This is a genomic window from Microbulbifer sp. TYP-18, from assembly GCF_040932045.1.
Taxonomy (GTDB): Bacteria; Pseudomonadota; Gammaproteobacteria; order Pseudomonadales; family Cellvibrionaceae; genus Microbulbifer.
In genome coordinates this window covers 1-15,935 of the sequence record NZ_JBFRBC010000013.1, presented here as the reverse complement: position 1 = coordinate 15,935, position 15,935 = coordinate 1, and the positions used below count along the sequence as shown (strand labels likewise).

Here is a 15,935-nt window from a genome sequence, read left to right as displayed (position 1 = left end):
GCTGGTAGACTCCGCGCTTCTCCCGACCAAGAGACGAAGCACTGATGAGTTACCACCGACTGAACGAAGAAGAAAGATACCAGATTTACGTATTATTGAAAGCAGAACATAGCCAGAAAGAGATCGCTGCTTTGTTGGGGCGCTCACCTTCAACGATTAGTAGAGAATTGAAGCGCAACTGCGGTTTACGAGGTTACAGACCCGCACAGGCGCAGCGTTTCAGTAATAATCGCAGAACGACGGCCCATAAAGCGATCAAAGTGACCGATGAAGTGAGAGACTGGATAGAAAAGCTGCTTCGCCAGGAGCTGAGCCCTGAACAAGTAGCGGGCTACCTATTGAGACACAAGCAGGTGTCGTTGCACCATGAGACGATTTATCAAATTGTTTACGCCGATAAGGCTGAGGGTGGCGACCTTTACAAACACTTGCGAGTGCTCTCCAGGCCCTACCGAAAACGCTATGGCCATTATGACCGGCGTGGGCAGATCAAAAACCGAGTAGATATCGATGATCGTCCAAGCGTAGTTGATAGTCGTTGCCGAATCGGTGACTGGGAGGGCGATACCGTCATGGGTAAGGGGCGCAAAAGCGCTTTATTGACCATGGTAGAGCGCAAAACGCTGTATACGGTGATCATCCGGTTAACCGGCAAACGGGCAGACTTACTTGCAGAGGCAGCTGTTGTGGGCATGAAGGCCCTGAAATCGAAGGTCAAAACCATTACCTTTGATAACGGTTTGGAGTTTTCGGAGCACGAAAAAATTGGCGATGGGCTTGGCGCTGATGTCTACTTCGCTCATCCGTATGCTTCCTGGGAGCGTGGGATAAACGAAAATACCAACGGCCTAATCCGACAGTATTTTCCTAAAGGCACCGACTTCAATGAAGTCACGGATGAAGAGGTGCAAGCGGTGATGGATCGACTCAACGACCGTCCGAGAAAGACGAGGGGTTGTCGATCGCCAAACGAACTATTGATGGGGCAGCGAGCAGATTTACTCTCTGCGTAACGAAATTGCAGTTATTACTTGAAACCGCGCATTTTTATCTCCATAAGATTAAACAAAGCGAGAGTATTTATTCTCCCAATGTTGTATGTTAGCCAGAACAATAGAAAGGTGTCAAAGTTTTTTTCAGACCCCAATTATTTTGTGCCAATTATTGAGTTGCGGGGCAAGTGCCAAGCTGCAATGGAATTAGCTCACGCAGCCTAAAATTCCAATGTCACACCAGTCAATAGCGCAGATGAATTGGCCTAGCTCTTTATAGCCTCACGCAGTGGATATAAAGATTTTATTGCGACTTTCTATTGAACCATAAATCAATCAATGATAAGCCCAAAAATACCAGAAGAACAATGACATACCCTATTGCCAGTCCAGGCGAAGAAAGATAATTCCAAAGCATTTCTAAGGAAAAGTTATCAAGTGCTTCGGAATTTGTCACTAGGATCAACAGAAAGCTGGCTATAACAATAAGTGCATAGAAATAGTTTGCTATTACAAATAATCTAATTAGAGAAATTTTTTCTTTTGTCAAGAGGTTACCCCTTAGCTAAAATAACCGACAGTAATTATTGGGAGCTTTTGGAAAATCTATTATTACCCGAAAAAAAATGAGCCAAAAGGAGGCCATAATACAGCCTCAAAAGCTTCTTCTGCTCCTGACCAGCTCTTCACTTTCTTGATTCCCAATTTTATCTCGAATACTCTGCTTCCCAACACCCTTAACGTTGACACAGTATCCCCTAACCTGAACATGCCTAGCGATAAAAGTGCTCTTTTGTAGTGGACACTGTGAGCCTTGCTCTTCCAAAAGCAAATACGAAACAGTCACACTGAAAAATTGTTGCCTCATGAGAGACAACATTTTGTACACTAAACGCCTACACAGGTGAATCAAATCTGACCATCGGAACTACCGGCCCACTGACAAGCAATTTAACATCCTTTACTATCCACTTGAGTGTCATAATCAGTACATGATCTTTCAGTCAGTGCGCTGGAAGCCCCAGAAACCCCTTGAGTAACTGACTCCGACCCAAGAGTCACTATCGTGTCGGCAGCCGCTTTACCTCCCGCGTTCAATATACCTTGTCCACCATATTTTGTTGAATTGGTAAAAACAGCATTTGCCGCTGGCCCTACTGCAACGCCAGCAGCATTACCCACGACTGAAGCAGCTCCCGCACGATGAACACCTTCCATGGGAGCCTCTGCACGAACATTAGTCACTGCTTGAGTAATGGCGCCACCAGCATAGGCGACTCCAGACGATGGTATTAGCACGGCGGCGGCCGTTTCTGCGGTCCCAAGTTTAATACTTGCTGCTCCAGCCCCAGCCGCACCTCCTGTAAGCCCGACAAGACCTCCTGCTACCATTGCTGTGCCGACAACGACCAGATCCACCTTTCCTGTTTGCCAATATTGCACACCTGCGGACGCTATCCCGCCTACCAGCGCACCAACTGCTGCACTAATGCACATTGGGCACATCCCACTTGAGTCGGTCGTATTCAGTGGATCATTATAAACATACGCATAAAGATTTAACTGATCCTCGTACCCGATGGGATCAGTCTGCATAAATCTGCCTAAATAAGGATTATAGACACGTGATTTGTAGTGATAGAGCCCAAGCTCGGGCAGATAAATCTGACCCGTGTAGCCAAAACGTCCCTCATTCCACTCAGCAGGAACACCGTATACATCGTAGCTATTTACGTTCCCTACCCAGCCATCGTTATTTGTATGCGCAACAACGGATCCTTGATGATCAGCATAAAGAAATTCACGGTCACTTTCACCAACAGTCGAACCACTGTACTGAACCAAGGGCTGGTCCATAGAGGGACCATGTACATAACGCTTAATCATTTGCTCATTGGAATTATATTCAGCAATTAAGTCATCACCATCGTACAAAAAATGTGTAGTTGCGCCTGCGCTGGTGATCTTCTGTAACCGACCTAACGGATCATATGTAAGCGTAGCTGAACTGGTTCCAGATGTGCTTATTAGTCGGTTTTCTACATCATATACATAGGTAGTAGAACCATCATTGGTCAGGTTGCCGTTAGAGTCATAGTTGAAATTTAGTCCATCTGCACTTGTATACTGATTAAGCCCGTTTGTTGCATAAGTACCAGTAATATTTCGGTTGCCCTCGTACGCGTACAGATCGTTATCTAAGGTACGACGTGTCAACTGGCTTGCAGGATTGTAGCTATACTGATTGCTAAAATCGTTAGTATCGCCATAGAAATTATTATAAACCTCGTCGAGTCGACCTATTCCATCATAATTATAATCGGTCCCCAAGCCTGACACTCGATGAAGGCCAGCAGTTTCGCCTCTATTATTATAAAGCCAGGTTGCCAGCTCGACTCCACCATTCTCCGAGAGGGAAGCCAAGCGATCGCCCCCATCGTAAGTATAGGAAAAGTAGTTACCGTCTGGGTGTGTTAACCTTGTTCGATTGTTATTCTTATCGTATTGGTAGCTTAAAGTCTTAGTAGTAGCGCCTACGACACTAGTTGTATTCGATATATTCCCAAACCCGTCATAAGCATTTGTAACACCTGCACCACTGATCGAAGCGAAGCGTGCATACAACTGCAGACCACGATTATCGTAACCATAATAAACGTCCTGACTCGTTCCTGGAACGTCTTTTTTACTTACACGATTAAGCTTGTCATAATTGAATGTGATTTCTTGCCCATCACGTTTTCGAAGATAAGTACGGTTGCCATTCGCATCGTAATTATATTGTTCATAGTCCGCGCTATTAATCTGACCGACTGTGGTTTTTGACGGAAAATACCAATGAGTTTGACGACCAAAGCCATCATATCGCATTTCAGCGCGATTTCCGTTAGCGTCAATTGTACTCTCACGATAAACACCATCATAGGTATGGGTCACGTAATCCTGTTGTACGTTAGTGCCATATGCCTTTTGAGTTTTTGTAATTTGACTTCGCAAATTATACGTGTGTTTGATGATTCGGTCCGGGCCAAAGCTGCCTTGCGTACCCAGAGTACAAGCATTGCTCGGCAATGAAGAAAAGACAGCTGGATTCATCCTGACTGTTTCGCATTCCAGCCTACCGATGCCATCATAACTAAATTGGGTAACAGCATGTGTAGTACTTCCCGAGCTAACTCGCTTCGTTAATTGCTGTCCCCAGGCATCATACGTAAACTCGACGCGACGAAATACAGTAAAATCAGCCCAATCTGATGGGGCTATTGCGTGCCCTTGCCAATTGCTGAGTTCGCCTACTTCTGTCCTAGAGAGAAGGCCTTGGGCATTGTAGGTATTCCGGCTCGCACGGAATTTAATTGGGCCACTGCTATCTGGATCAGGATAGATAATACCTGTTAGCTGCCGCTGTAGATTATAGCGTTTCCCGACAGTATATGAATCAGCATTCTCCTGGGCAAACACAGCTTGCCCATACAGCCCAGCAAACACGGCGAGCAGCATGACGAGAAAGAAATTGTTTTTGTTTTTTAATTCAATGACGATACTACTTTGCATGGGTATCTCTCTCATTTACTGACAGCTGCTTAAATTAGCATTAGGCAAGGTTTCAGCCACACGATTGCCGTAATCGTCATACTGAAAACAGGTTCGCTGAGTTTTTCCTCCGGCAGTTACTGACTCGCCTCGCAGCCACAGATTATTGGGGCCTGAGTCTGGGCCGTACTCATATTCCTTAATAACCTCTTTGCTGGCGTCAGCACAACCGGCGCCAGAAGCAGCACCGTCAGTACACGAACTTTCCTGAACCAGTAACCATATAGGAGAGGATGCTTTTACATAGGCACCTGAAGAGTTTTTATACCACGCATATTTCTGCTCATAGCTATAGCGGATCTGAGGGCGTGCACCATCGCTCCCCGCTGGCTGAGTCACCGTAGCAAGTTTCCCAGATGCACAATGGTAAGTAAAATCCGTTTGATAACCTCGCGCATCCTTCACCCAAGCCGCACCATGCTGGGCTTTTACATTACTGCTTCCGCAATTATTACTAAATCCTGCAGTAGAAGTCTGGGTAGTATTTCCACTTCCTTCCTTTGGTATCTCTCGTCTTTCGATAATATTTCCAATTCCATCGTAGTCGAATTCGATACTGCGACCAAATGCATGCCCGTTAAAAGCGTCATCATAGGTGACTTTAGTTACACGGTTTCCAAACGAAAGCTCAAATACCGCATCTTGGACTGAGTCTTCGACTTTTGATGGCTTACCATCCGGTAAAATCCACACTGCCCTATAGCCGTCAGGACCAGAAGAATAGTTTTTTACGGTCACATAGCTATATGGAGGAATTTCATAGGTATACCGCCACTCCTCATTACCGCGAGAAGCTGAGGCGACAACATTTGGTCGAATCGTAGTACAATCCCAAGCTACTCCAGCGTTAGTACACCGATAGGTATGTGAATAATCATAAGACTGTGTAGCTACGCCACTACTAGAGGCCTCTTTAATCTGAGAAATTCTTGGCTGCATGACATCCGGATTGCAAGATTGTACGCCACTACAATACAGTCCATGAGTATATATGGCCTTGGAACCATTTGGGAAAGTTATTGTGAATTTCTCACCATCATCAATTTTTCCCACCGGCCATGAGTATTTTACTGATGGCCACTCTTTAGACAAAGAACATGAATCCGCTACCGGATCGCAATATTCTACTGAGTTATTTATACCTATAATCTCAACTGGTTGAGACCACGGGAGGTTCTCCAAAAAGCCAGTATTTGTGGGTGTATTGGTCGCATATCGATACTTAAGTTGCATACCAAGATTATTGGTAACAGACTGAACGCGATAATAAATTTTATTGTCCAGCACTTTTGACTTTCTATGTACCGTAATGACTAATCCGCTAGGATATGTAGCCTTTGTTGCATAGGCCAATTCATTGTATCTATACTCACTACCAATCACGTACCCATGGGAAGAACCAATCCCGACTTTATACTCCACTAAAGTTCCATCGCCATGTGTATAAATATAATTTTCGTCGTCAAGTTTGATTAGGGAGGCTCCGGTAAAAGTAGTATCGAGAAAAGTACCATCACTACTTCTGCTAAACCGGGTCGAGAGGCCATTGAAACTTGCAACCGCAAATGAACCACGACTTTCGGAATACCCCTGCTCTATCGTTCCAATGAAATTGTCTCGAAAGTCTCGAAAATAATTTGTATAAGAATCAACTGTATGTCGCAGGGCAGAGTCACCGGCGCCTATTAACAAGTCTTCCCTTTGAATCGTTCTATATCCGGTTACTAAATTTACGTTATTCCTATCCAGAGTACTATACTCAGGCGGCCCCTGAAGCTCTTGAGAAAATGAATCTGAAGCGATAAATAAATTGAGCAAGAATATTAAAATAATGATTTCTCTATTCATTTTTAATGACTCACCTTGATCTACATTATTCATTATATCTTTCTCACCCAAAACCAGATGTAACCTTTTCTGCGTAGTGAATATATCCATTTAAGCTAACCATTATCAATACTTCCAGTAACTCAGAATTCATTACTTACTAATTCGGTATACACTCGAAATCATTTGGAGGGCACTCATCTATCCATATCACTTGCAAACTGACTGAAGCTGTAGATTCAGCGCCATTTCCATCTGATATAGTGTAGCTGAATGTGCCCGTAGAATTTATTTCAGCACCGATAATACTTACTTCATTCGCTGAATGAATAGAGACACTTGCATTTGTAGGTTGAGTTACAGAAATGATTGTTAAATCGTTGCCATCTGGATCTGTGTCATTTGACGTTAGATTAAATATACCAGAGACTCGGTCTACTAGAACGATACTGTCCTCCACAGCACTTGGAGGTCCATTGCTCACTTCCCCTCCATCCCCAACAAACGTTCGATTTCCTGCTGCGTCGTACTGGTAAAATCGGTCACCGTTAATTTGATCAGATGCGCTGGTTAAGCGTCCGAGGGCGTCATACCCAAAGTTGTAGACAGCCGCGACACCAGGAGGATTGACCTCGAAGAGCCCAAAAGTATTGGCAAGTAGCGTCGTACCGGAAGTTCCGCTTATCACAATGTCATCGCGTCCATCGCCATTTACATCTTGAATACTTACATCAGTTGGATTCACGCCAGAAAGAATATCCCCGGTATGGCTGCCAGGTGGGAATGTCTGCGCCAAAACTGGAAGATCGTGACCATTGTTGCTGTCACTGGCATGCAAGATCAGAGGAACACTACCCAGCACCAGTAAATCACCTGAGCCATTACCATCAAAGTCACCGCTGAGCGAAAAGTCGTCGGCCATCAATACAAGACCATTAACGACAGTTTCCGAGAGAGTGGTGGCAACTGGCGAGGAGTAATTTAACTTGTTACCAACCATCAGGCCATACAGCACAAAATTTGGTGGCCCCGGTAGGGCGATTGGCGTCACGACCTCGCCATGCAGCAGAATGATAGGGTGGCGGTACTCGAAGTAAAGATCCTCCAAGCTATCTCCGTCAATATCACCTTTATAGATTTTGTAACCGCCTTCTGCTATGCCGGTGGATGCCTCGGCAACCAGTGAGCCAATGCCAAGCAGAAAAACACACAGACAGACAACTGCGGAACGCATAGTGGAGAACCCCCCAACAGACAGAGCAGGCCCTGTCAACAAAATTTTTATTGATGCTTTAGTCGCCTACTCCCAACCTAGGACGGCGCGATCTGACACGAAAATCTACAAGACAACAAGCACCGATACAAGTACCGGCAGCGACAAAATTGTCAATCGGTGCAGTAGTTACTCATCGAGCAACATCATTTGTTCGATTGGGATTTCGCCTCTGTAATTTTGTGTAATTGTGTGAAACCGTTAGTTTATAAACAACTCACACCTGCCTTCCTCCTCTCGCTGCGGGTCCCTGCATCGTACTTTTCTGACAATTGGATCAATGTATAGGTGAGAAAAAATAGGACGTAGTTCACAATTTTTGCAGTTGTCCACCATATAAAATATTTATTTCTGATATTTACACTGACTATTATTTACTCAGGCTTTTACCATGGTGATTCAACGGGGATGAAAACTGGGAGGCACTGGCATTTATTGAGTAGTCACAAGTACTATCCAATGATTAAATAATGATCGCATAGGGCGGAACCAACAGCCCATAGCAGGAGAGGTCTAAGTGCGAGGCGTGGTACTCAGAGTTCGAAGCCCCAATATCACCCAATGAAAAATGGCTTATGGTCCCAGAGAACAGCACTGCTGAATGATCAGCTTATAGTGGTAAACTTTTAATCCGCTATTTGAATTTGGATGGAAAAAATCATGAGAAAAGTCTTCTTACTTACTGCGATGATAATTTCATTTGGTGCTCAAGCTGGCACACAGACGGGGCAAATTTCAGGGGTCACCGTTAGAGCAAGTGATGGGCTGCATTATTTTACCATGCACGGAACAACAACTGATAAACCTGCTTGCGCTACAAATACTTACTGGATTATAAAAGACGAAAATTCCACGGCTGGAAAATCTCAATTATCGGTGGTCTTGACTGCCTATGCTTCGGGAAAAACTGTGGCAGTTACTGGAAGTGGGGAATGCACACGTTGGGGAGATGGTGAAGATGTGAATACAATTCTTCTACAATAAATAGGCTAGCAATTATTTTAATTACATTGTAGCTACTTATGCCAAACCAGTGATTGAAACAAGAAAAGTAGTCTTGGCGCCCCAATCCCTCGGACTTGTTAGCCTTCAGACCTGTGAGAGGTACTGGACAAGGCGCTCGCGCACATCAAAGTAGGGATTGGGCACAAACACCCTGGTTAGTTCTGGGGTGTTGAGGACGCGTTCAAAACTGGTTTTGGGGTCTGTTACGGAGCACAAATACTCGCCCAGCTCCAAGCACAGCATCCAGTAGACGTGCTCTCCTTTAAAACATGTTTTTTCTATATGCAAACCGACACTCTCTTCGGTAAAGGCATCAATCAAAATATCGCCAAGTTGGCACAATCTACTTCTAAAAGGTGGAACTGGTACTCTTTGATGCCTTTGCTGATACCGCATTAATCCGCTTTTGAATCGCATCCAGCTTTAGTTGCTTGGCCTTGCGCGGGATATCCTCCGCTAAAATACGCTCGCGTCGCTTGCGTAATTCGCTAAGGCGCCGGCTGGCTTGGTTGAGGGTGCGGCGCTGGGCCAATTTGTCGCGGTGCTCTGTGACAAACTCTGCTCTCTCCTGCCCTCTTAGATCCTTGAGGCTTGCTGCCAGCTGGTTCACTTCCTGCAGCCGCTTATAAAGGTCGTCGGTATACTGGGTGCTGTAATGTGGCTTGGTGCCACGGTAAAAGCTCTTGAGTACCGGAATATCGGTGGCCAGAAATTCGCCTTGATTAGGCTTGTCCTGTGCCCAGGCCACCAGCATATCGGTGGCCGATAGCGCATAGGCACCCATGGTCCCGGTGTAGCCTGTCCAGAAGTGCTCCATCTGTTTTGGGGACCAACCCACCAGCTGTGCCAGGGACACCATGGTATCGCTGGTAAAGCTGTTGTGCCGGTTTTGCGGCAGCTTGCGCTGATCTCCCAGGGATTCAATGGGCTTGTCGAAGTGAAAGGAGCGATTGGCATACAGCTCCGCCATCGGCAGCACCGCCTGCGGTATGGGGTTGAAGGCCAGCGTATCCACCGCCCCGTGCTTCATGCTCCACAGCAGTTTTTCACTGGGCTGATTGTCCAGTACCCAGGTGTGCATCATGCGTTCGGGAATGGTGCCGGCGATAATGCCGATTTCAAAAGGCTTCGGCAGGCGGAAGTGGTGTTCGCCTACAAAGAAGTGCCAGTATGCGTCTTTCTCCCAATCCGGCAGCGATTGGTAGCGCTCATCGTCATCATTCAAGAGCGCCAGCACTGCCGAGAACATAGCAATCTTGGCCACCGCTTTGACTACCAGCGGGTCGGCCCGCCAGGTCCAGGGTTTATGCCCCTCCCCTTTCAGGTCGGCGGCGCGCACCAGTTTCGACAGGCCCTGCAGACGGGCATTCAGGAAGGGCACCACATCCGTCAGCACATTCATCGCCGCCCAATTACCCCGCAGCGAGTAATCCATCAAGTCCTTGGCTTCGAAGGCGGCCTGTGCCTTGGACTTGCCCGCCTTCAGGGCCGCCTTGTAAGTGGCCAGGCGGTTGGCGTTCTCCAGCTTGTCACCCAGTTCACGATACTTCTGCCAGACATTCTGAACCTTGGCCCAGCCGAACTCCCCGACACCGATCACGCTGTCCATATGGTTGTCGATCTCGGCGCGGGAAAGTCCCTTTTTCGCCAGGGTGCGGCGGATCAATTGGGCCGTGGCCTGCGGGTCCGCGCCATGCACGTAACCGCCCTGGAAGGAGGCGTTGGTAAACATCAGCTCGCGGTAGTGCTCGTCCTCGGCATAGGCGGCGCTGATACCTTTTAAGGTGTCCTTACCGAACGTAAAGCCGTCTTTATTAATGGCCCAGGCGTGCGCCGTATCGCGCACCAGGTTTCGCAACATAAAGCCCGGGCTGCTGGTCACACCGGTAGTCAGCAGGCGTTTGAACCAGCGGGCGGCACGCATCGGCAGCCAGTTGAGACCATCACTGGAGAGGTGCGCCATACCCCGCAGCAGCGCCGGATCATTGACCCGGTAATAGGCACTCTTGCCATTGCGTTGCACCCGGATCACCTCCGGGTCTGTGGGGGCGGTAATCGCCCATAGCTTCTCAAAGCCACTGCTGTCGAGCTGGTTCAACTCGTGCAGCACCTCCAGTTCCCCGGACCCCGGCAGCCCCAACTGGTCCGCCACCATCTCCAGGTAGGCGCGGTCGGCCTTGATCCGCTTCACTATCTCCGACCTGGGCACTATCGCGGTGGTGTATTTTAGGCTTTCATCGCTCAGGTACTCCGTGTCCTTGAGATTGTCCACTGTCTTCAGCAGCGCCATATTCTTCATGGCAGCGTCCGCCAGCTTCATCCAGTTGGTGAGGATGTTCTGCAACAGATCATTGGTGGCCGTCTCACCGCCTTTCAGGGCTTTGATACCGGCGCTCTGGTGGCTCAGCCCGCGTTTGGTGCGGGGCGCCAGCAGCCCATTGCCGTCCAGATCCTGGCGATAGAAAGGGATATACCACTCGGACGCCCACCGATTGCGGGATTGCGGGTCAATCAGCCCCGCTTCCTGGGCAAGATCCAGCATGGCTTTGTTGAGGGCGTTATAAGCCCGCTTCGCCTCCAGGAATTTGGCCTCCCGGCCCCGGTTCAACACCAGCAACTCGGCGATATCCCGCTGGGACAGATTCTTTTCGCGGCCCTGCAACTTCAATTCCCTGGCTCGGTTGCCACCCATCCAGCCCAGCCAGGCATTCAGATCCGGCCCCAGGTCCTTAAAGATTGTCAGCAGTCCCTGCGTATCGTCCCGATACTGCACCACACCGTCACGCCACTCGGGCGCCCCATAGTGCAAAATGGCGTGCATGGTGTCAGCGATACTGGATGCCAGGCGGGCGCCCACATAGCCGGAGCCGGCATAGTCCCCCGCAGAGGTCCCCTTGCCCGCGGCTTCCTCCGCACGATGAATACCCACCAGGCCGTCGAAAACGCCTTCGTAGCTGCGTTCCTTCACATTGGCCCAAGCTTGACGGAGATTGGCGGTCTGGAAACGGGTGATCAGGCGGCGGATGCCCTGGGATTCGGATTTGCCCAGGCCCAGGCGGGCCAGGGCTTCGTCGGTGCCGGGGTCAGAGAAGGCGTATTGGAGCCTTACCAGTGCCCTTGGTAGGTCTCGGCCAATTGCAGCCAGAGCCAGTCCCCATGCTTTTGAATCTGGGGTTGCCATAAAGGTAGATGTGAGCGCCGCCCTTTTAAGCGACGTGCTTCCAAATATCGACCGACCCAGATTCTCGGCTTCTCTACGTCGAGTAGAAGTCTCAACTCGTCTTCTGACCCGTTGGCTAGACTCCAGAGCCAAGTGCTTAAAGAAACCGTCAGGAACGGTGTCTCCTTCCCTTCCTCGATACTCTGTCTTTCCAACTTTGCCAACAAAGCTTCGAGCGAACGTGAATTCACCTTTTTCAAAGTCGAAGCGGACATCCTTGATCTCCGGCAGCAGGTTGGAAACATTATGATAGGACGCCTCCAGAAGCCGACGCAAATTCTCCGTGTCGGATTCCCCGAAGCGCAGGGGCTGCACCCACTCCATTCCACCATCTGGATACTGCTGTCTTGGATGTGGGTGAACATGCTTGGTGGAACCGAATTTCAAGGCGCTGGACAGCATATGCTCGGTGCGCCTCAGCAGGGCCGCGTCACTCAATCCGTCGGGGTCACCAACAAACACCTTGCCGTTGTTGTGGGCATAATTGGCCACGATGGCGTAGATATTTTGCCCGCCACCCAAACCGGCATCCAGACGGGATACATTGATCCACACTTCGCCGTCTCGGTTCTCCAGCACCTCCACCGGTTTGTACAGGGTCTTGCCATCCTTGCCCTGTTTTTGCTGGGGGACATTCAACAGCCAGTGCCGCGCCACCGCCTTGCCCCTTGCGCTGTCGTCCTCGTGAACCTGATCCAATTGAATGCCGGTATCCGTCTCGCGCAGAATGTCGGCGAAGTCTTTGGCTTCCGATGGCGGTACCCGGAACAGGTCGTCATGGCCCGCCAGTAGTTTCCAGAGGGCTACCACATAGTCGTTGGCACGGCGCTCCGCCGCATAGAGAACCCCTTGCGCTTTTCCTTTACTTTCCTTTCCCCCTCTCTTGCCCTTGACCCCTCGACGCAAAGTCCGCTTTCCCCTGGCCAGCAGCGCCACAATATCCGCTTCGGTCCACTTCGCAGTCAGACCCAGTTGACGCAACCAACGGCGCACCACGGCGATGATGCGTTGCAGCAGGCTATTTTTGGGGTCGTTCTCCGCCAGGTGCGCCACATACTCATCCGCCACCCAGCGCCTGGCCTCGGGGCCACTCAGGCCCTGCAGCTGGCTGCGATATTTGCCTTCCAGTGTATCGCGCACCTCCGCCGGCATGTCCCGATAGATTTCGGTCAACACCAGATCCAGGCGCTTGCCGGTGACCGCGCGAATGCCCTTGTGACCGACCACCTCGTGCAGGTAGACACGCACGGCATCGGCAGGATTATTAAGGTTGCCCGCTACGATATAGGTGGTGCCGGTATCCGCGTGGTAAATGCCTCGCACCCGCCCGGTGACGCCATCCAACTCAATCTGCCGGCGCAGAGCCATAGGCAGTCCGGATTCATCGGCCACCACCTTGGCATCAACACCTACCGATTGTTTAACGCGGCTCAGCGCGGCCTTGGCCAGTGCCGGTTGAATACCCTTGCCGCTACCGAGAGCGTAAGGTGCAGCGCCTCTCTCTGTGTTCTGGCGTTCAGCGACCTTTGTATGCGACTTCTCTCGCTTATTCTTCCTGGACGGCTGGCGCTTTTCCGCTGCCGATACCGATGCCGATGCCGATGCCGATGCCGATGCCGATGCCGATGCCGATGCCGATGCCGATGCCGGAAAGGATTGGCTGACAGGCCTGGAAGTGTCGCCTTTGAGCCAGTCCTTGAATCCCGCCAACTCCATGGCCGTCACCGGCCCGACTTTCCACCCCTTGTCATAGGCTCCCTTGTAACCGGCGATGGCCTTGGCTTTGTCACTGAATCCCAGCAGCACTTTGTGCTCGTCAAAGCTGCCGTCTCGGTTCACCTGATCCACTACAAACACCCGCTCCGAATCCACGTCCGGCCCCACAAAAACATCCACATGGTCGCCGTCGGCGCCTTCGGTTTTGCGGATATAGCCGTAATGATGGGGAAGTTTGTTTTGCCAGCGCTTGCCGTCCGGGCTGGTCCCGGAGCGGACAGAACCGCGAGGATTTTCGATGGACAGTTCCAGGCCGTGCAGCTTCAGTTTGCCGACCTTGTAGTTGCCCGCCTCCTTCTGCGCCTCCGTTGGTTCGGGCAGGTTGTTCAGCGGGCTGGTGGCGGCCTCGTTGGCAGCCGCTTCTATGTCTTGGACAGAATCGCCGGGCGAAGCGCGCTGCCTTTCCACCTTGTCCCAGGCAGTCTGAATTTCCGCCTTCATGCCTTCGGCAGCCTGTTTTCCGAACCGACCCCGCGCATAGCTGCGCAATTTGTCCAGAGAGCCCATCCTGGCCGCCGCCTGTTGCAATATCGTGGCGGAGTCCCCCGCGCCGGTTTCGGGTGGATGAGCTTGCGGTGAGGTAGAGGTCTCATTGACAGCGGCATCCATGTCAGAAGCTGGAACGGCATCCGCCTCCGACTCCTCCAATGCTGTCTTGAGATCCGACTCGGACAGTTCCAGCGCCTCAGATGGAAGCTCCTGAACCTCGGGCGCAGAGTCCTGGGTCTCAACCCGCGCGCCACGCTCTTCCAGGCGCCGGGCCAGGGCATCGGTACGCGACGGCGGCTCGTAAGGAATACCCTCTTCCCGCCTTTCCACCGGCTCCAGGGATAGTGCAGCCGGGTCTTTACTGCCAATTTCAGGGCGCTCAAACTCGATAGTGTTGTCGGGCTCGGCCGCAGCTGGTTCGGTCTCCAGCGGCGCCATAGCCTGGGTATAGGGCGTATAGTCAACAGTACCCTCCGGCGGCGCGCCGGCCTCCGGCATATTGGTACCGTCCAGGGAAAGATCCACATCGAAATTGGGCGCTATCTGTTGGCGTGCAGCCTCCAGGCTTTGCACATAGGACGCTTCCTCGTTCATCTTGAGGATTTCCGCCTCAATCTCGGAGTTCAGTTCCTCCGTATTCAGTGTCCGGCGGTGCTTTCTGGCTTTTACCTCCGCCTCGATTTCCCGTGGAGTCCGCGACAAGGCCCCAAGGCCACCACCGGCAATGGTGCCACCCAACCCTTCAGCTACTACGGCATTTGCCAGCCCTGCAGAGGGATCATGTTCCGCATCCGCTTCCTGAATGGAGTAACCGGCGGCAAGATGCTCCGCCGCACCTTGCGCGGCTTCAGTCGGCATCTCAACCAGGGCGCCTTTGACCGCGCGCATCCGCCGAGACCCCTGCAGTTTTCCGGTCAACGCCTTGTCGATATATCGACCTGCCACTGTGCCCAGGAGCATTGCGGGAACGCCTGCCCGGTAGAGTCCCTTCTCGCCCAATATCGCAGCGGTCGCCTCGCGCGCCTGCTTGAACGCATCCCCGTGGTCCATTGCTCCCTTGTCGCGCAGCCCCCAGTAGGTCTCCTGAAACAATGGCGCCTCGGTAAGGATTGCGTCTGGCATCTGCAGAATGTGATCTTCCACCTCCCGCGCAACCTGGCCCCCAACCATCGCGCCCTCGGCCATGCCATAGCTCAGCGCCCCAACAACGGAATTGGTCGCAGCATCCCGAGCGGCGTACTTCTTTTTCAATGCCTTGACCGCTTCCTCCCCACCTTCATCCGCAGCCTCTTTAAGACTACGCTCCCGCGCCGCTTTTATTCCTATCCTCTTGGAGATACTACCCAGCAGTCCACTAATCACCCCTTTCAGCGGACCACCCGTGGACACCATGGACCCCATGGACCCCGCCACACTGCCGATCAAGGCATTCCATGCGTGCGGATCTCCCCAGACTTCTCCCGCCTCATACCGGCTGACAGGTTCTCCGCGCATATTCATTTGCGAGCGGCCCGGATCAACATCCACCGCCCACTGCTTCCGCATCGCCTCTTTAGCATTACGACTGAGGTTTTCACGACTGCGGCTGGACGACTGGGCGAGTTCGTCCGACAGATCCCCAGCCGTCTCACTCCTGGCCAGAACCTCGACCGTTTTCAGCTCGCCGGCATAGCCGTCCTTCCACGCGCTCCAAGCATGGTTTTTCAGGTCTTCCAGCATTCCAGGCTGCGGCGCATCAGTATCAGTTGGAGCACTATCG

Annotated in this window: 7 protein-coding genes; 2 read left to right on the top strand and 5 right to left on the bottom strand. The window is 51.1% G+C overall.

The genetic code is table 11. The features are described 5' to 3' along the window. The first annotated feature begins 44 nt into the window (after positions 1 to 44). Complete coding sequence (locus tag ABVT36_RS11555) at positions 45 to 1,013, top strand: IS30 family transposase (RefSeq protein ID WP_368456721.1); 969 nt, start codon at positions 45 to 47, stop codon at positions 1,011 to 1,013. A gap of 930 nt (positions 1,014 to 1,943) precedes the next feature. On the opposite strand, the gene ABVT36_RS11550 is transcribed toward ABVT36_RS11555, so the two are convergent. From ABVT36_RS11550 to ABVT36_RS11540, 3 genes are all read right to left on the bottom strand, one after another. After that, the gene (locus ABVT36_RS11550) at positions 1,944 to 4,547 is read right to left on the bottom strand and encodes an RHS repeat domain-containing protein (RefSeq protein ID WP_368456720.1); all 2,604 of its coding nucleotides are present in this window, start codon (positions 4,545 to 4,547) and stop codon (positions 1,944 to 1,946) included. 15 nt (positions 4,548 to 4,562) lie between these two features. Continuing rightward, complete coding sequence (locus ABVT36_RS11545; protein WP_368456719.1) at positions 4,563 to 6,467, bottom strand: hypothetical protein; 1,905 nt, start codon at positions 6,465 to 6,467, stop codon at positions 4,563 to 4,565. A 106-nt stretch (positions 6,468 to 6,573) separates the two neighbouring features. Next, positions 6,574 to 7,647: an Ig-like domain-containing protein gene (locus tag ABVT36_RS11540; protein WP_368456718.1), complete on the bottom strand. Its 1,074-nt coding sequence runs from the start codon at positions 7,645 to 7,647 to the stop codon at positions 6,574 to 6,576. Positions 7,648 to 8,346: 699 nt separating this feature from the next. Between ABVT36_RS11540 and ABVT36_RS11535 the strand changes: the two genes are divergently transcribed. Then, positions 8,347 to 8,670, top strand: coding sequence for a hypothetical protein (locus ABVT36_RS11535; protein WP_368456717.1), 324 nt, complete (start codon positions 8,347 to 8,349; stop codon positions 8,668 to 8,670). A 105-nt stretch (positions 8,671 to 8,775) separates the two neighbouring features. Here ABVT36_RS11535 and ABVT36_RS11530 read toward each other — a convergent pair whose 3' ends face one another. After that, entirely contained in the window at positions 8,776 to 9,012 is a 237-nt protein-coding gene (locus ABVT36_RS11530; RefSeq protein ID WP_368456716.1) for a hypothetical protein, read from the bottom strand. Positions 9,013 to 9,040: 28 nt separating this feature from the next. Beyond that, positions 9,041 to 15,895: an LPD38 domain-containing protein gene (locus ABVT36_RS11525; protein ID WP_368456715.1), complete on the bottom strand. Its 6,855-nt coding sequence runs from the start codon at positions 15,893 to 15,895 to the stop codon at positions 9,041 to 9,043. Positions 15,896 to 15,935: the final 40 nt, after the last annotated feature.